Genomic DNA, 16,925 nt, shown 5'->3' on the forward strand with positions numbered 1-16,925 from the left:
CGGCGACCGTCCGCATGAGTCAATTGATCCGCAAAGGGCAGGACGCCCGGCAGGGGGCGGGCACGGACGCCATCATGGAACGAACACGTGACCTGGACCGGCGTTTGTCCAGGCTTAGGGACCCGCTGGCTGAATTGCGCCACGTGCCACGCAACGACCTGCAAGGATTGTGGACGGAGGTTGGCCGTGGCCATTGACTTCAACGCATCGCACGGGGCGACGCTGGGCGTCGAGTGGGAGATCCAACTCGTCGATGCGGAGACCAGGCACCTGCGGCAGGACGCACGCGAGGTGCTCGCCGCCCTGCCGTCGCTCAGCGAGGACGGCGACATCCCCCGCGTCCGGCACGAGCTGATGGAGTCCACGGTCGAGGTCGTGACCGGGATCAGCGACACCGTGGGAGAGGCCAAGGCCGACCTCTCCGGCACCCTCGCCGCCCTGCGCGCCGCCGCGGCCGACCGCGGCCTCGCGCTGGCCTGCACGGGCACCCACCCGATCAGCGACTGGCGGGAGGCCGTGATGGCGCCCATGGGGCGCTACGCGAAGCTCGTCGAGGAGATGCAGTGGCTGGCCCGGCGCATCCAGACGTTCGGCGTTCACGTCCACGTCGGCATCTCCGACGGCGCCAAGGTCATCCCCATCGTCAACGCGCTCTCGTCCTACCTTCCGCACTTCCTCGCGCTCACCGCCTCCAGCCCGTTCTGGAGCGGCAGCGACACCGGCCTCGCGTCCTGCCGGGCGGTCGTGTTCGGCCAGATGCCCACGGCCGGGCCGCCCCACCTTCTAGACGACTGGGCGGCCTTCGAGGATTACATGGACACGTTGATGCGTTCCGGAACGATAAGGAGCATCAAAGAGGTCTGGTGGGACATCCGGCCGCATCCCGACTTCGGCACCGTCGAGATCAGGATGTTCGACGGGATCCCCACGCTGCGTGAGGTGGGCATGGCCGCCGCTCTGTGCCAGAGCCTCGTCACGCTGTTCGAGCAGCAGCTGGACCGCGGGTACACCCTGCCGCGGCCGGCCGCCTGGGTGGTGCGCGACAACAAGTGGCGCGCCACGAGGTACGGGCTCGACGCGATCGTCATCACCGACGACACTGGGAACACCGCTCCGCTCCGCGACGACCTCTACGAGCTGATCAGGGAGCTGGAGCCGGTCGCCGACCGGCTCGGCTGCGCCGAGGAGCTCAAGGTCGCCGGCGAGGTGCTGGAGTACGGGGCCCCGTACGAGCGCCAGCGCGCGATCCGCGCCGCCGGCGGGACCCTGGAGAACGTCGTCGACGCGGCGATCGCCGAGCTCGCGGAGGACAGGTTCGTCACACTGGGGGAGGTCGCACATGCCGGAGCCTGAGGGACCGGACCGCACCGGGGACCCCGCGCGCACCGACCCCGCGACCGCACCCGCCGCGCACGGCGCCGCGGCTTCCAAGCACGCCGCGGCTTCGAAGCACGAAACGCCCTCGAAGAACGACCTGTCCTCGACGGACGACACTTCGAAGGACGACGCGGTTTCAGAGAACGACACGGCCGCGAAGAACGACACGGCCGCTGAGCAGGACACGGTTTCCAAGAACATCACCCGGCGGGCGCCGTTCGGCTCCGCCGTCGCGCAGGGGGCGCACATGACACATCCGGGACCCGGGGTGATGCCCGGCCTTGAACCACCCACCGCCCCGGGGCCGGACGGTCCCGAGGGCCGTGCGGACCTGGGCGCCGCCTCCGGCGCCGCCGGCGCGAACGGGCTGGCGCCCGGCGTGCCCGAGGCTCTCGGCTCCGAGGGAGCCGTGCGGCGGCAGGACGCCTCCGCCGCGGCGGCCGGCGCCCACGCGGCGACCGGCGTCCCCGCGGTGGCCGGCGTCCCGGCGGTGCTCGGCGGGGCCGTGCTGCAACCGCAGCTCGACGCGTTCCTCGCCGCGCACGAGGCGGAGCTGATCGCGTTCCGCCGCGACCTGCACATGCACCCCGAGCTCGGCTACTCCGAGCACCGCACGACCCGCAGGCTCGCCGAGCGGCTCCGCGCGGCCGGGCTGGAGCCGGTGATCCTGCCTAAGGGCACCGGGCTGTTCTGCGACATCGGCCCCGCCGACGGGACGACCGTGGCGCTGCGGGCCGACATCGACGCGCTCCCGCTCCAGGACGAGAAGGAGGGCGTCGCCTACCGGTCGACCGTCCCCGGCGTCGCACACGCGTGCGGGCACGACGTGCACACCACGATGGTGCTGGGCGCGGGCCTGTTCCTGGCCCAGCAGGCGGAGGCGGGGCTGCTGCCCGGCCGGGTCCGGCTGCTGTTCCAGCCCGCCGAGGAGACGCCGGGCGGCGCGCTCGACGTGATGGCCGCGGGCGGTATCGCGGGCGTCGACCGCGCGTTCGCGCTGCACTGCGACCCCCGCATCGAGGTCGGCCAGCTCGGCCTGCGCACCGGTCCGATCACCGCCGCCTGCGACAAGGTCTACGTGAAGGTCACCGGGCCCGGCGGGCACACCGCCCGGCCGCACCTGACCGCCGACCTGGTCTACGCGCTCGCCAAGATCGTGACCGAGCTGCCGTCCGCGCTGTCGCGGCGCGTCGACCCGCGCTCCAGCCTGTCGCTGGTGTGGGGGCGCGTGTCGGCCGGGTCCGTCGCCAACGCCATCCCCGACGACGGGATCGCCGAGGGCACCGTCCGCTGCCTGGACGACGAGGCGTGGCACCGGGCCCCGGAGATGATGAAGGCGCTGCTCCAGTCGGTCGCAGCCGCCTACGACGTGGAGGCGTCGCTGGAGTACGTCCGGGGCGTCCCGCCGACCGTGAACGAGGCGGCCAGCGTGCAGATGTTCCGCGACGCCGCCGCCCAGGTCATGGACGAGGACGGCGTCGTGCCGACCCCGCAGAGCCTCGGCGGCGAGGACTTCGGCTGGTACCTGGAGTCGATCCCGGGCGCCCTCGCCCGGCTCGGCGTCCGCACCCCGGGCTCGCCCGGCGAGTACGACCTGCACCGCGGCGACTTCGACGTCGACGAGCGGTGCATCGCCGTCGGCATGAAGGTCCTGAGCGCCACCGCGCTGACCGCGCTGTGGGACGGCGGACGTCCCGGCGACGCCGAGTCGATCGAGGGGGCCGCGCTGGCCTAGCCCCCGCCGGTCGGGCTGCGGTCATCACCGTGGGTGATCAAGCGGCTCGCCCCTTCCGATCTCCGGGTACCCCGCGCACGAGGGCTCCGCGTGCCGGTCAGCGCCGCCCATGGGCGCGCTGACCTGTGGCGATATGCCTACGCATTGGTAACGGACCTGTTGCGAAACCGTGCAAGCGGGAAGTTTGCGGTCAATCGCGAGGTAGCGTCCGATCGATTTCGGTGACCGGACCGGGTCACCAGACCGTGGGTGGGACGGAAGGAGCGCTACCTTGCGCCGTGGACTGAAGATGACGCTCGTCACCGTGACGGGTGCGGCCCTGACGCTCAGCGCTTCCGCGTGCGGTGGCAAGAAGGCCGAGAGCAGCGGCGGGGACGAGGGCGGCAAGAAGACCCTCAAGATCGGCCTGGCCTTCGACATCGGCGGCCGGGGTGACCAGTCCTTCAACGACTCGGCCGCCGCGGGCCTCGACAAGGCCAAGAAGGACCTGGACGTCAAGACCGAGGAGATCTCCGCCAAGCCGGACGAGCCGGACTCCGACAAGGAGTCGCGCCTGCGCCTGCTGGCCAACAAGGGCTACAACCCGGTGATCGGCGTCGGCTTCGCCTACACGGCCTCGATCAACAAGGTCGCCAAGGACTTCCCGAACACCAAGTTCCTCGTCGTCGACGCCGACCAGTGCAAGGTCGAGGGCGCCAACGTCAGCGGCGCCTGCTTCTCCGAGGAGCAGGGGTCCTACCTGGTCGGCGCCGCGGCCGCGCTGAAGTCCAAGACCGGCACGATCGGGTTCATCGGCGGCGTCAACGTCCCGCTGATCAACAAGTTCTTCGCCGGGTACCAGGCGGGTGCGAAGAAGGCCAAGCCGGGCATCAAGGTGCTGCCGGCCAAGTACCTCACGCAGCCCCCGAACTTCAACGGCTTCAAGGACGCCGGTCTCGGCAACGAGGCGGCCAAGGGCCAGCTCGACCAGAACGCCGACGTGATCTACCACGCGGCGGGCGGCGCGGGCATCGGCGTCATCAAGACCGTCGGCGCGGCCAAGAAGTGGGCGATCGGGGTCGACTCCGACCAGTACAACCAGCCCGCGGTCGCCGGGGTGAAGGACCAGATCCTCACCTCCATGGAGAAGCACGTGGACGTCGCGGTGTACGACTTCGTCGAGAGCGTCGCCAAGGGCACGTTCAAGGCCGGCACCACGCAGTACAACCTCAGCAACGACGGCATCGGCTACGCCACCTCCGGGGGCCACGTCGACGACATCAAGGCCAAGCTGGACGAGCTGAAGGCCGACATCATCAGCGGCAAGATCACGGTTCCGACCAAGGCCTGACGCCGAGGCCCGGGCACGGGGGGATCCCTCCCGTACGGCGACGTGCCGGACCGGCCTCGTCCGGCCGGAACCGCGCACCGGGCGCCACCTCCACGGGTGGCGCCCGGTGCGGCGGCACGTCCCCCGGTCCACGTCTTCTTCACGTTCTAGGCAGGAGGAGGGGCACTCGTGCCTGACCAGGTGCCGGCCGTGCGGCTGACATCGATCACCAAGCGGTTCCCCGGAGTGGTGGCCAACCGCGACATCAACCTCACCATCGAGCGCGGCGAGGTGCACGCGCTCTGCGGTGAGAACGGCGCCGGCAAGTCCACGCTGATGAAGATCCTCTACGGGATGCAGCGGCCGGACGAGGGCACCGTCGAGGTCGACGGCGAGCAGGTCTCCTTCCGGACGCCGGCGGACGCGATCGCCCGCGGCGTCGGCATGGTGCACCAGCACTTCAAGCTGGCCGACAACCTCACCGTCCTCGAGAACGTGATCCTCGGCGCCGAGCCCCGCGCCAAGGGCCGGCGGCGCGGCCGCATCGACTTCGCCGCCGCCCGCGCGAAGATCAAGGAGATGTCGCAGGCGTACGGGCTGCGCGTCGACCCGGACGTGCTGGTCGAGACGCTCGGCGTCGGCGAACGGCAGCGCGTGGAGATCCTCAAGGTGCTCTACCGCGGCGCCCGCGTGCTCATCCTCGACGAGCCGACCGCGGTGCTCGTCCCGCACGAGGTCGAGGAGCTGTTCGGCAACCTGCGGGAGCTGCGCGCCGAGGGCCTGACCGTGCTGTTCATCTCCCACAAGCTGGACGAGGTGCTGACCGTCGCCGACTCGATCTCGGTGATCCGGCGCGGCACGACGGTCGCGACCAGGCTCGACCCGCGGGAGGTGACGTCCCGGCGGCTGGCCGAGCTGATGGTCGGGTCCGAGCTGCCCACCCCCGAGCTGCGCGAGTCGACCGTCACCGAGGACGTCCAGCTTGACGTCGCCGGGCTCACCGTCCTGACCCCCGAGGGTCGTCCCGTCGTGGACGACGTGTCGCTGCGCATCCGCCGCGGCGAGATCGTCGGGCTGGCCGGCGTCGAGGGCAACGGGCAGACCGAGCTCATCGAGGCGATCATGGGGATCCGGGGCGCCGACGCCGGGACCATCGGCTACGGCGGCGACGACATCACCCACTGGGCGACGCGGCGGCGCCGCGAGGCGGGCATCGCCTACATCCCCGAGGACCGGCACCGGCACGGGCTCATCCTGGAGGGGACGCTCTGGGAGAACCGCATGCTGGGCCACCAGACCCAGCGCCCGAACGTGCGCGGCCCGTGGGTCGACCGGCGCGGCGCACGCCGCGACACCACCCGGATCGTCCAGGCCTACGACGTGCGGACGCCGGGGATCGACGTGCCCGCCGCCGCGCTCTCGGGCGGCAACCAGCAGAAGCTCATCGTCGGGCGGGAGATGTCCGGCGACCCGCACCTGCTCATCGCAGCGCATCCGACGCGTGGCATCGACGTCGGCGCCCAGGCCGCCATCTGGGAGCACCTGCGGCAGGCCCGCGCGGACGGGCTGGCCGTGCTGCTGATCAGCGCCGATCTTGAGGAACTCATCGGTATGTCCGACACCCTGCACGTGATCCTGCGGGGGCGGCTGGTCGCGGAGGTCGATCCGCGGACCGTCACCCCCGAGGAGCTCGGCTCCGCCATGACCGGCGCGGGAGCGCCCGCATGAGCGACGAGCGCAAGGACCTGGACCCGGCGGGCGAGGAGCCCGCCGGCGTTCCCGCGCCGCGGAAGGGCGACGCTCCCGAGCCCGGGCCGTCGGCCGCGAAGCCGTCCGGGCCGGTGGAGCCGGAGACGGTGCCGTCGTGGAAGGCGATGCTGCGCGGCCTCGGCCCGCGCGGCCTCGGTCTGAAGATCGGCGCGCCGGTGCTGGCACTGCTGATCTCCCTCGGCATCACGATGATCCTGCTGCGGATCACCGGCGCCGACCCGGTCAGCTCGATCCAGAGCATGGTCGACTACGGCACGACCGACAACTCGATCGTCGACATCATCAACCGCGCCGCCCGCTACTACCTGTCAGCCGTGGCCGTGGCGATCGGGTTCCGGATGGCGCTGCTGAACATCGGCGTCGACGGCCAGTACCGGATGGCAGCGTTCCTCGCCGCCGCGCTCGGCGGCGCGGTGGCGCTTCCCGCGCCGTTCGGCCAGATGCTGACGATCATCGCGGCGATGGTGGTCGGCGGGCTGTGGGCGGCGATCGCGGGCGTGCTGAAGGTGACCCGCGGGGTCAGCGAGGTGCTGTCCACGATCATGCTGAACGCGATCGCGACCGGCCTGATCGCCTACCTGCTGAACGACAAGCGGCTCGCCGAGGCGCGGCCGGGCAGCAACAACGTCGCGACGGCGAAGATCCCCGAGTCGGGGCGGGTCGGCGGCCTGAACGGCTTCCTGTCCTCGATCGGCATCGACCTGCCCGGCGACGTGTACGGGCTGCTTCCGCTGGCGATCCTGGTCGGCGTCGTGTTCTGGATCGTCATCAACCACACCAGGTTCGGGTTCGACCTGAAGGTGTCGGGGCTTTCGCCGTCGGCCGCGCAGGCCAGCGGCGTCAACGCCCGCCGCATGATCGTCTACACGATGGTCGCGTCCGGTGTGGTGGCGGGCCTGATCGGCATGCCGGAGCTGCTAGGCGCGTCCTACGAGTACTCGCTGAACTTCCCGCCCGGCCTCGGTTTCACCGGCATCACGGTCGCGCTGCTCGGCCGCAACCACCCGGCCGGCATCGCGCTCGCCGCGCTGCTGTTCGCGTTCCTCGACCAGACCTCCGACATCCTCCAGGAGGTCGACGTCCCGAAGGAGATCGTCGGGGTCATGCAGGGCGTGGTCGTGCTGACCGTCGTCATCGTGTACGAGCTCGTCCGGCGCTGGGAGATCCGGCTGCAGCAGCGGGCCGTCGCCGCCGAGCTGGCCACCGGCCACGACCTGGCCCGCGAGGCCGCTGGGAGTGCCTCATGAGCACCGCGACCGAGACGGCCACCGCCAGGAAGGCCGTGAACGGCAAGCGGCGGCTGCGCTGGCCGCACTACCTGCTCATCGCGTCCGGCCTGCTGGTGCTGCTGTCGCTGGTCCGGGTGATCGACGACGCCGACCCGGTGACCTCCAGCGGGACGGTCAGCGCCGCGCTGCGCCTCGCCGTGCCGATCTTCCTGGCCGGGCTCGGCGGGCTGTGGTCCGAGCGGTCCGGCGTGATCAACATCGGTCTCGAGGGCATGATGATCCTCGGCACCTGGACGGGCGCGTGGGCCGGCTACCAGTGGGGCCCGTGGATCGGCGTCCTCGCCGGGATCATCGGCGGTGCGCTCGGCGGGCTGCTGCACGCGATCGCGACCGTGTCGTTCGGCGTCGACCACATCGTGTCCGGTGTCGCGATCAACATCCTCGGCCTGGGGCTCACCCAGTTCCTCGCCGGTCTGATCTTCGACAAGGGGGAGGCGAAGGCGCTCGGCGGCGGCCCCCGCCAGTCGCCGCCCGTCGATCCGATCCAGACGCTGACGCTGCCGGTGCTGTCCGGAGGCAAGATCGGCGGCTGGCAGAGCCCCGACTGGCTCGGCTCGCTGGAGAAGCACCACTGGTTCCTGGTGTCGGACCTCGCGGGCATCGTGCGCGGCCTGACCAGCGACATGTCGCTGCTGACGCTCGTGGCGCTGCTGCTCCTCCCGGCCAGCTTCTTCGTGCTGTGGCGGACGGCGTTCGGGCTGCGGATCCGCTCGTGCGGCGAGGACCCGTACGCGGCCGAGTCGCTCGGCGTGCAGGTCTACCGGATGAAGTACGCGGCCACCATGATCTCGGGCGGTTTCGCGGGCCTGGCGGGCGCTTTCCTCGTCACCGTCGCCGCGCCGATCTACCAGGACGGCCAGACCAACGGCCGCGGGTTCATCGGCCTCGCCGCGATGATCTTCGGCAACTGGCGTCCGGGTGGCCTCGCCGCCGGCTCGCTGCTGTTCGGCTACACCGACGCGATGAACGTGCGCGGCGGCGGCGAGTCGGTGCACGCGCTCCTGCTGTTCGTGGCCATCCTGCTGATCGGCGTGGCCGTCTGGCAGGGCGTGCGCGCGAACCGCCTGCTCCCGCAGGCGGCGCTGGACGCGGCGCACCGCCGCGACATGCGGGGCGCCGTGATCGGCTCCGTGCTGTCCCTGGTCACGGCCGCCGCGCTGCTCACATGGTTCCTGCTGAGCGACATCGTCCCCGGCGAGCTGGTCTCCTTCACGCCGCACCTGACGACGCTGCTCGTCCTGGCCCTGGCCAGCCAGCGCCTCCGCATGCCCGCCGCCAACGGGCTCAGGTACAGGCGTGGTGAGGCACGATAACCCCTATGGAGATTGATTGGCCTGCTCTGCGCGTTGCCGCGCGGGAGGCGATGGCTCGTGCTTACTGCCCGTACTCCGGGTTTCCGGTCGGGGCCGCCGCGCTGGTGGACGACGGCCGGATCATCACGGGGTGCAACGTGGAGAACGCCTCGTACGGCGTCGGCCTGTGCGCGGAGTGCTCCGTCGTGTCGGCGCTGCACGGGCCCGGCAAGTCGGAGCGGCCCCGGCTGGTCGCCATGGCGGTGGTCGACCGGCACGGGAACCCGCTGATGCCGTGCGGGCGCTGCCGGCAGTTGCTGTGGGAGCACGGCGGCGCCCCGATGCTGCTGGAGACGACGCGCGGCATCCTGCCCATGTCGGACGTCCTGCCGGACGCGTTCGGTCCCGACGACCTCGTGGACCGGGCCTGACCGGCACGTCCCGCTCGACAACGCCGGTCGGCGCACCCCGCCGGCCGGCCGCACACCCCAGCCAGACCGACTCAGCCTGACCGGCACAGAGAGGATCTCGTGGACGCCATCGATGTCATCCGCGCCAAGCGGGACGGCGGGACGCTGACCCCCGAGCAGATCGACTGGGCGGTCGACGCCTACACCCGGGGCGCGATCGCCGAGGAGCAGATGTCGGCGCTGGCGATGGCGATCCTGCTCAACGGCATGTCGCGGGCCGAGGTGGCCCGCTGGACCGAGGCCATGATCCGCTCCGGCGAGCGGATGGACTGGTCGGCGCTGGACCGTCCGACCACCGACAAGCACTCCACCGGCGGCGTCGGCGACAAGATCACCCTGCCGCTGGCGCCGCTGGTGGCGGCGTGCGGCGCGGCCGTCCCGCAGCTGTCGGGGCGCGGCCTCGGCCACACCGGCGGGACGCTCGACAAGCTGGAGTCGATCCCGGGCTGGCGGGCGTCGCTGTCGAACGCGGAGATGCTGGACGTGCTGCGCTCGGCGGGCGCGGTGATCTGCGCGGCGGGCAGCGGCCTGGCGCCGGCCGACCGCAAGCTCTACGCGCTGCGCGACGTGACCGGCACGGTGGAGTCGATCCCGCTGATCGCCTCCTCGATCATGTCCAAGAAGATCGCCGAGGGCACGGGCGCGCTGGTGCTGGACGTCAAGGTCGGCTCGGGCGCGTTCATGAAGACGGTCGGCAACGCCCGCGAGCTGGCCGAGACGATGGTCGCGATCGGCTCCGACCACGGGCTGCGCACGGTCGCCCTGCTGACCGCCATGGACCGTCCGCTCGGCAACGCGGTCGGCAACGCCGTCGAGGTGGCCGAGTCGGTCGAGGTGCTCGCCGGGGGAGGCCCGTCCGACGTGGTCGAGCTGACCCTGACGCTGGCGCGGGAGATGCTCGACGCCGCCGGGATCTCGGGCAAGGACCCGGCCGACGCGCTGCGCGACGGCTCCGCCATGGACGTCTGGCGCCGGATGATCACCGCGCAGGGCGGCGACCCCGACGCGCCGCTGCCGACCGCCCGCGAGACCCACGTGGTCACGGCGCCGTCCTCGGGCGTCCTGACCAGGCTCGACGCCTACGGGGTCGGGGTGGCGGCCTGGCGTCTCGGCGCCGGCCGGGCCCGCAAGGAGGACCCGGTGTCGTTCGGCGCTGGCGTCATCTGCCACGCCAAGCCGGGCGACACGGTCGAGGAGGGGCGGCCGCTGCTGACGCTGCACGCCGACGACGAGGCCAGGTTCGGCCGCGCGCTGGAGGCGCTGGACGGCGCCTTCGACATCGAGGCAGGCGGCGCCGTCTCCGCGCACCCCCTGGTCATCGACCGGATCGCGTGAACCGACCAGTTTGTTAATAATCACCGTTGACGGGCGTTGTGTCCGCTCTGGAAGCTGATCAGGTTTCTCTCAGCAGCCAAGGAGCGGACGTTGCGACTCTCACTCCTGCCCGTAGCGGCGCTCGCGGGCGCGGTCGGCCTCGTGGCCGGCATGGTGCCCGCGTACGCCGACGCGGGACGTCCCCACATCGTGGTGAAGGACGGCAAGACGCAGCCCACGTTCTCGTTCAAGGACGCCATCCGCGAGAAGGTGTTCGTCGAGACGACCGTGGACAGCGACCGGGACGGCAAACGCGACCGCGTCTCCGTCTACGTCACGCGCCCCAAGGAGACGAGCGGCGGCCTCAAGGTCGCCTCCATCCTTGAGGGCAGCCCCTACTACGCCGGCACGCAGGACCCGCCGTACCACCCGGCCGACGTGACCGACTACCCGCGCCTCGCGCCGTGGACGCCCCCGCCCGGCCCGCCCGGCCCGACGAGCTACTCGCGCGTCTACTACGACAACTACTTCGTCTCCCGCGGCTACGCCGTCCTCGCCGCCGACACCCTCGGCACGGGCGACTCCGACGGCTGCCCGACCGCCGTCGGCCCGAACGAGACGCAGGGCATGAAGTCGGTCATCGAGTGGCTCACCGGCAAGGCGACCGCGTACGACGCCCAGGGCAACAAGGTCGACGCCGGCTGGTCGACCGGGAACGTCGCCATGGCCGGCAAGTCCTACGACGGCACGCTGCCCCTCGCGACCGCCGCGACCCGCGTGCCCGGCCTCAAGACGGTCGTGTCCATCTCCGGCGTGTCCAACTGGTACGACGAGTACCGCGCCAACGGCGGCGTCGTCGCGCCGGACGGCTGGGAGGGCGAGGACCTCGACCTGCACGCCAAGGCCGTGCTGACCCGCCACGACCTCGAGGTGTGCGCGCCCGTCATGCACGACCTCGAGAGGAAGATGGACCGGGTCACCGGCGACTACAACCGGACCTGGGACGAGCGGAACTTCGCCAAGTCCGCGCCCCGGTTCAAGGCCAGCGTGTTCATGACCAGCGGCCTCGCCGACTGGAACGTCAAGCCGATCCAGATGTCCCTCCTGTGGGACGGGCTGAAGAAGGCCGGCGTCGACCGGAAGCTCTGGATCCACCAGGCCGCGCACGACGAGCCCCTGGACGTCCGCCAGAGCGTGTGGCTCGAAACGCTGAACCTGTGGTTCGCGCATGAGCTCTACAACGTCCGGAACGACATCATGCGCCAGCCCAAGGTCGACCTTGAGCGCACACCGGGCCAGTGGGAGACGCACAAGGACTGGCCGGACGCCTCGGCCCGTCCCGTTCCCCTCGGCCTGTCGGCGAAGGGCCTCGGCCGGCGCGGCCACGGCACCCAGCAGCTGGTGGACGACCCGTCCCGCAAGGCCGAGGACCTGGCAGCGAACCCGGACGCGGCGGACCCCAACCGCCTGATCTATCTCACGCCGAAGCTGACCAAGGCCATGAAGCTCAGCGGCACGGCGCGGATCAAGCTGCGCGCCTCCGTCGACGGCCGCTCGCCCTACCTGTCGGCCCTCCTGGTCGACTACGGCTCCGACGAGCGCGTCTCCGGCTTCGTCCGGACGTCCGACACCTGGTGCTACGGGGATTCCATCCCGGGTGACGAGGGCTGCCGCCCCGTCCGGAAGTACACCACCGCCGTCACCCCGTTCAAGATCGTGACGCGCGGCTGGACGGACGTCCGCAACCGCGAGTCGATCTGGCGGAGCACCCCGGTGAAGGCCGGCAAGGAGTACACGTTCAGCTGGCCCATGCAGCCGTACGACTACGTCTTCAAGCCCGGCCACCGGATCGGCCTCATGGTGCTGGCCACCGACCACGCCTACACGCTCCGCTACCCGGCGGGGACCAAGGTCAAGGTCGACCTGGACGGCAGCACCCTGACCCTCCCCCTCACCAACGGCTGACCCGGGCACGGCATCGCCCCGTGCCCGCGCCTCTCGTGGGCGACTGTTGAAGGGCAGCGCCCGGAACGCCGAATCGGCGTTCCGGGCGCTCGCCATTGCGAGCCCGTGCGTCCGGCGTCTGAGATGATTCGACCAGACGGAGGGAGGCGACCGGCCATGGCAGACCTATCCGCCTTCGCCGAGCTGGTGCCGCTCGATCACGGCTTGTGCGTGGTCAGCACCTTGCGGGGCGATGGCAGCATCCAGTCGTCGGTGGTCAACGCCGGCGTGCTGGACCATCCGGTACGGGGAGACCGGGTCGTCGGGCTCGTCGCCACCGGAGGCTCACGCAAGCTGGCCCACCTGCGTGCGGACCCCCGGGTCACGATCGTCGTCCGGGCGGGCTGGCGATGGGCGGCCGTCGAGGGAGACGCCGAGCTCATCGGCCCCGACGACCCGCGTCCGGGGGTCGACGGTGAAGCGCTTCGCCTGCTGCTGCGGGAGGTCTTCCTCGCCGCCGGCGGCACTCACGACGACTGGGACGACTACGACCGGGTGATGGCTGGGGAGCGGCGCGCCGCCGTGCTCATCACGCCGCGCCGTGTCTACACCAACCCGCAGACCTGACGGCGCCCGGCGGCGGGCGGCCGCGCCGGTACTCCTACGTGGGCCCGCCCGAGTTCCTCGCAACGGTACGACCAGGCATGGAAGGACGGCGGATCGCGTCCCCGGACGATCTCGCCACCTGGCTCGCCGCGTGCGACGAGGACGAGTCGGCCGAGCCGTTCACCTTCGTCGTCGACCTGGACGGCTTCCTGCGCCTCTCTCACCGGCGCAGCGAGCACGTCGTCTGCGCGGGAGGCATGCCCGTCCTGAGCGCCGGTGAGATCACCTTCGCCGAACACGGCGGCCGGTGGTCGGTGGAGGGAGCCAGCAACCAGTCGACCGGCTACTGCCCCGATCCGGATTCCTGGCCCGCCGTCGGCGGTGCGCTCGACCGGGCCGGACTGGACCATCCGGGCCGCTTCACCGACCCGATGGTCTTCCGCCGCTGCCCCGAGTGCCGGGAACGCAACCTGGTCAAGGACGCCCACTTCTTCTGCGCCCTCTGCGACGCCGAACTCCCGCGCACCTGGAACATGGCCCCCGCCGATCACTGAGGGGCGGACGCCTCCCCGCGGTGGAAGCGGCGCCGCCGGAGCCGGGCGGAGGCGGCCGCGGCGTACTGGGCGCGGCCGAGCATGAGGAGGCCGGCGGCGACGCCCGTCCAGCCGAGGGCGATCAGGCGCGGGTCGCCCTGGTGGAGCCCGTAGAGACCGAAGCAGAGCAACTCGCCCAGGATGAGCAGCCATGTGCCCCGGGAGATCCCGGTCGGCCGGGGCGTGCGGTAGGCGGTCCACACCGAGGGGGCGACCTGGAGCACGAACGAGGTGGTCAGGACCGCGCCGATTCCGGCGCGGCCGGTCGCCGCCCACGCGAGGAGGATCAGGGCCGTCCACGCGGCGACGATCGCGGCGGGACGGCGGGGGACGCCGTTCCGGCGGCCGAGCAGGAGCGCGAGCGCGCCGGCGAGCACGGTCGCCGAGACCGCCGGCACCAGTGCGGTCCAGAACTCCGACAGCGTGAAGTAGATGATCCATCCGGCGTTGCCGACGCTGGTCAGGGCCGCCCACGACCAGGAGACCCCGGCCGTGTCCCCGGCTCGCAGGACCCGGGCCAGCTGCGGCAGGAACTGGGGCACCCCGAAGACCGCCGCCGCGATCGGCAGCCAGTCCGCTGCTCCGCTCATGAGGAACCACCCCTCCGGTCGCGGGCCCCTTTCCGCCTTTGGGGGAAGAGTAGATCAATTCCGGCGCAGCTTTGTTGCTATTAATAGCCGAAATGCGGGATCTAATGGAAGGATCGTGCTCATGGACGGAACTGATCGAAAGATCCTTGCTGAGCTCCAGGGCGAGGGGAGGCTGACCGTCACCGAACTGGCCCAGCGGGTGCGGCTCAGCCCCGCGCCGTGCCACCGGCGCCTGCGCGAGCTGGAGCGGGCGAAGGTCATCACGGGGTACCGGGCGCTGGTCGACCCGGCGGCCGTCGGGTTCGGTCTGGAGGTGCTGGTCGCCGTCACGATGGACCGCGAGGACGCCGCCACGATCATCGAGTTCGAGGAAGCCCTCGCCGGCGTCCGGCACATACGCCACGCCGAGCGGCTGTTCGGTGATCCGGACTACCTCCTGCGCGTCCTGGCCCCCGATCTCGACGGCTACGCCGCCATCCGCGACGAGACGCTCGCCACGCTGCCCGGCGTGCGGCGCCTGACCTCCACCATCGTGATGAAGCGCATCGTCGACGACCGGCCGCTGCCGCTCTCGCCGTAGGGAGCCGGTCGGGCCCCCGGCCGGCTCCTCACCGTCGCCGGCCGCGGGCGCCGCTGCCCGCTGTGATCCTCGCCGCGGGCTCAGGGGGCGTCGCCCGCGGGCGCGGTGCGGGTGGCCATATGGGCCTGACGCATCCGGCCGTCGGGCGCGAAGCGGCCGAAGAAGTAGACCTCGATGGCCAGGTCCTTGCCGCGCTGGGACACGTGCAGGGTGTAGCGGGCGGCGAGGCGGTCGCCGTCCGCGACGGCCTCGTGCACCTCCACCCGGCTGGTGGGCCGGTTCTTGCGGACGGGCCGGGTGTGCGCGATGAGCTTGTCGCGGTCGATCCGGATCCCGTCGGCGAGCTGGACGATGTCCGGGGTGTGGTAACGGTCGACGATCAGCGCCGCGTCCTCGTCACCGGCCAGCAGGTCGGCGGTGAAGGAGGTGTAGAAGTCGGCGATGAACCGTCCGGGTTCGGTCTCGCTGAGTGGACGCATGGGACCCCTGTCGGTAGAGCCGGTACGATCTTTGACGCTCTGTAAGATATGAGCCGGGATGTAACTTTGACAAGGTGTAAGAGGTAATGCCGCCTTCGGCCCGCAACCGCCGAGCCGACGCCCGCCGCAGCAGGGAGGCCATCCTGGATGCCGCGACGCGGGTGCTCGACGCCGAGCCCGACGCCGGTCTCGGGGCGGTCGCGGTCGCGGCCGGCGTGACCCGCCAGACGGTCTACGCCCACTTCCCCTCGCGGGAGAAGCTGCTGCTGGCGGTCGCCGAGCGGCTCACCGACAGGACCGCCGCCGCCATGGACGCGGCCGATCTCGACACGGGTCCGGCCGCGGACGCGCTGGTGCGCCTGCTCGACGCCGCCGCCCGGGAGGCCGAGCGCCACCCCGTCCTGACGCGGCGGATCAGCACGGTGCCCGTCGGGCCGGAGGCCGACCGCGACCGGCACGCGCCCGTCGCCGACCGGATCAGGCAGGTGATCGAGCGGGGGCGGCGGGACGGCGAGTTCGACGATCGGCTCCCGGTCGGCTGGCTGGTCGCGGCCACGATCACGCTCGCCCATGCCGCGAGCGAGGAGCGGCAGGCCGGACGGATGGACGGCACGTCCGCCGGCGACGCGCTGCGCACCAGCCTCCTGCGGCTCCTCGGCACCTCCTGAACGCCTCGGCGAGGCGGGATGCGGTGTGACGGCTTTCATGCCAACCTTTCCGGGATTTGTGAGGGCGGGAGCCTTTCCGGGGGACGAAAAGGATCACCGAACCAAACGGGCGCAAGCCTCATCAGATACGGGCATAAGGGGGCACGGGCTCACGGGCTGAAAGTCGAGTAGGCCGCCGTGTCGATATGGAGAGAACATGCGACTCGGAAAGGCGACCGTTCTCGGTCTCGTGGTCGGCGCGGCGACGTTCGGAATGGCCGCGCCCGCGATGGCCGACCCGGGGGACGTCATCGTGAAGCCGGCGCAGGCCCGTCCCGGCGACAAGGTCACGGTGGTGGGGAAGAAGTGCCAGGTCGACGGCGAGGCGGGGTCGCTGGCCTTCGTCGGGGGCGCGGTGCCGCTGAACGGCTCCGAGGAGGTCGACGGCCGGGCCGGTCTCGCGACCATCAAGAAGGACACCTTCCCCGGCACCTACACGGTGCTGGTCAGGTGCGGCGCGTACAGGGCGACCGGCGAGGTCCGCGTCGTGGACGGCAAGGCGCGCCCGATGGGGCAGCCCACCCCGACCGGCGGGGCGGCGACGGGTCTCGGCGGCGGGACGGGCGGCTCGGACACCGCGCTTCTGGCCGGCGGCGGCGTCCTGCTGCTGGGCGGGATCGGCGCCGGCGCCATTGCCGTCCGCCGTCGTAATGGCGCGGTCGCGTAATAGCGCGCCTTTCTGATAAGGGAGGCGCCGCTGTGACGGCGGCGTCTCCGTAAGAGCAGAATCGGCGATTCTCATCGGATGGAAGGAAAAATGCGGGGAAAGGGCGGCCGGTGGGGCCTCTGGGGGTTGGCGGCGATCCTGTCCGCCGCCGGCCTCGCCGCGCTCGTCCTCGGGCTGGGCGGCCCGGCCGGGCCGCCCAGCCC

Annotated in this window: 16 protein-coding genes; 14 read left to right on the top strand and 2 right to left on the bottom strand. The window is 71.6% G+C overall.

Features of this window, described 5'->3' with window-relative positions:
• Window positions 1–186 precede the first annotated feature (186 nt).
• The 11 genes from ABWI07_RS39255 to ABWI07_RS39305 all read left to right on the top strand — a co-directional run bounded on the left by ABWI07_RS39255 (window position 187) and on the right by ABWI07_RS39305 (window position 13,660).
• Window positions 187–1,353, top strand: a complete 1,167-nt coding sequence (locus ABWI07_RS39255) for a glutamate--cysteine ligase (RefSeq protein ID WP_353821635.1) — start codon at window positions 187–189, stop codon at window positions 1,351–1,353.
• Window positions 1,354–1,624: 271 nt separating this feature from the next.
• The gene (locus tag ABWI07_RS39260) at window positions 1,625–3,112 is read left to right on the top strand and encodes an amidohydrolase (protein ID WP_502912894.1); all 1,488 of its coding nucleotides are present in this window, start codon (window positions 1,625–1,627) and stop codon (window positions 3,110–3,112) included.
• A 271-nt stretch (window positions 3,113–3,383) separates the two neighbouring features.
• Entirely contained in the window at window positions 3,384–4,442 is a 1,059-nt protein-coding gene (locus tag ABWI07_RS39265; RefSeq protein ID WP_149259043.1) for a BMP family lipoprotein, read from the top strand.
• Between the two features lie 168 nt (window positions 4,443–4,610).
• Window positions 4,611–6,149, top strand: coding sequence for an ABC transporter ATP-binding protein (locus ABWI07_RS39270; RefSeq protein ID WP_149259044.1), 1,539 nt, complete (start codon window positions 4,611–4,613; stop codon window positions 6,147–6,149).
• Entirely contained in the window at window positions 6,146–7,438 is a 1,293-nt protein-coding gene (locus ABWI07_RS39275) for an ABC transporter permease (protein WP_235036745.1), read from the top strand. The genes ABWI07_RS39270 and ABWI07_RS39275 overlap by 4 nt, the downstream gene beginning before the upstream one ends.
• Complete coding sequence (locus ABWI07_RS39280; protein ID WP_353821636.1) at window positions 7,435–8,793, top strand: ABC transporter permease; 1,359 nt, start codon at window positions 7,435–7,437, stop codon at window positions 8,791–8,793. The genes ABWI07_RS39275 and ABWI07_RS39280 overlap by 4 nt, the downstream gene beginning before the upstream one ends.
• 5 nt (window positions 8,794–8,798) lie before the next feature.
• Window positions 8,799–9,203 (top strand): cytidine deaminase, encoded by a 405-nt coding sequence (locus ABWI07_RS39285; protein WP_149259046.1) that lies wholly within the window; start codon window positions 8,799–8,801, stop codon window positions 9,201–9,203.
• Window positions 9,204–9,302: 99 nt separating this feature from the next.
• Window positions 9,303–10,577, top strand: coding sequence for a thymidine phosphorylase (locus ABWI07_RS39290; protein ID WP_149259047.1), 1,275 nt, complete (start codon window positions 9,303–9,305; stop codon window positions 10,575–10,577).
• Between the two features lie 90 nt (window positions 10,578–10,667).
• Complete coding sequence (locus ABWI07_RS39295; RefSeq protein ID WP_353821637.1) at window positions 10,668–12,521, top strand: Xaa-Pro dipeptidyl-peptidase; 1,854 nt, start codon at window positions 10,668–10,670, stop codon at window positions 12,519–12,521.
• Between the two features lie 156 nt (window positions 12,522–12,677).
• Window positions 12,678–13,127: a TIGR03618 family F420-dependent PPOX class oxidoreductase gene (locus ABWI07_RS39300; RefSeq protein WP_149259049.1), complete on the top strand. Its 450-nt coding sequence runs from the start codon at window positions 12,678–12,680 to the stop codon at window positions 13,125–13,127.
• A 77-nt stretch (window positions 13,128–13,204) separates the two neighbouring features.
• Window positions 13,205–13,660: a hypothetical protein gene (locus ABWI07_RS39305; protein ID WP_235036747.1), complete on the top strand. Its 456-nt coding sequence runs from the start codon at window positions 13,205–13,207 to the stop codon at window positions 13,658–13,660.
• Here the strand turns inward: ABWI07_RS39305 and ABWI07_RS39310 are convergent.
• Complete coding sequence (locus tag ABWI07_RS39310) at window positions 13,654–14,289, bottom strand: hypothetical protein (RefSeq protein ID WP_149259051.1); 636 nt, start codon at window positions 14,287–14,289, stop codon at window positions 13,654–13,656. The genes ABWI07_RS39305 and ABWI07_RS39310 overlap by 7 nt on opposite strands.
• A gap of 121 nt (window positions 14,290–14,410) precedes the next feature.
• On the opposite strand from ABWI07_RS39310, the gene ABWI07_RS39315 reads away from it, so the two are divergent.
• Window positions 14,411–14,869, top strand: coding sequence for an Lrp/AsnC family transcriptional regulator (locus tag ABWI07_RS39315; protein ID WP_149259052.1), 459 nt, complete (start codon window positions 14,411–14,413; stop codon window positions 14,867–14,869).
• 80 nt (window positions 14,870–14,949) lie between these two features.
• Here ABWI07_RS39315 and ABWI07_RS39320 read toward each other — a convergent pair whose 3' ends face one another.
• Window positions 14,950–15,348 (bottom strand): nuclear transport factor 2 family protein, encoded by a 399-nt coding sequence (locus ABWI07_RS39320; protein ID WP_149259053.1) that lies wholly within the window; start codon window positions 15,346–15,348, stop codon window positions 14,950–14,952.
• An 86-nt stretch (window positions 15,349–15,434) separates the two neighbouring features.
• On the opposite strand from ABWI07_RS39320, the gene ABWI07_RS39325 reads away from it, so the two are divergent.
• Both ABWI07_RS39325 and ABWI07_RS39330 read left to right on the top strand, forming a co-directional pair.
• Complete coding sequence (locus ABWI07_RS39325; protein WP_353821638.1) at window positions 15,435–16,016, top strand: TetR/AcrR family transcriptional regulator; 582 nt, start codon at window positions 15,435–15,437, stop codon at window positions 16,014–16,016.
• Between the two features lie 196 nt (window positions 16,017–16,212).
• Window positions 16,213–16,722: a hypothetical protein gene (locus ABWI07_RS39330; protein WP_149259055.1), complete on the top strand. Its 510-nt coding sequence runs from the start codon at window positions 16,213–16,215 to the stop codon at window positions 16,720–16,722.
• Window positions 16,723–16,925: the final 203 nt, after the last annotated feature.

The sequence above is a fragment of the Actinomadura sp. NPDC000600 genome, assembly GCF_040492135.1.
Taxonomy (GTDB): domain Bacteria; phylum Actinomycetota; class Actinomycetes; order Streptosporangiales; family Streptosporangiaceae; genus Spirillospora.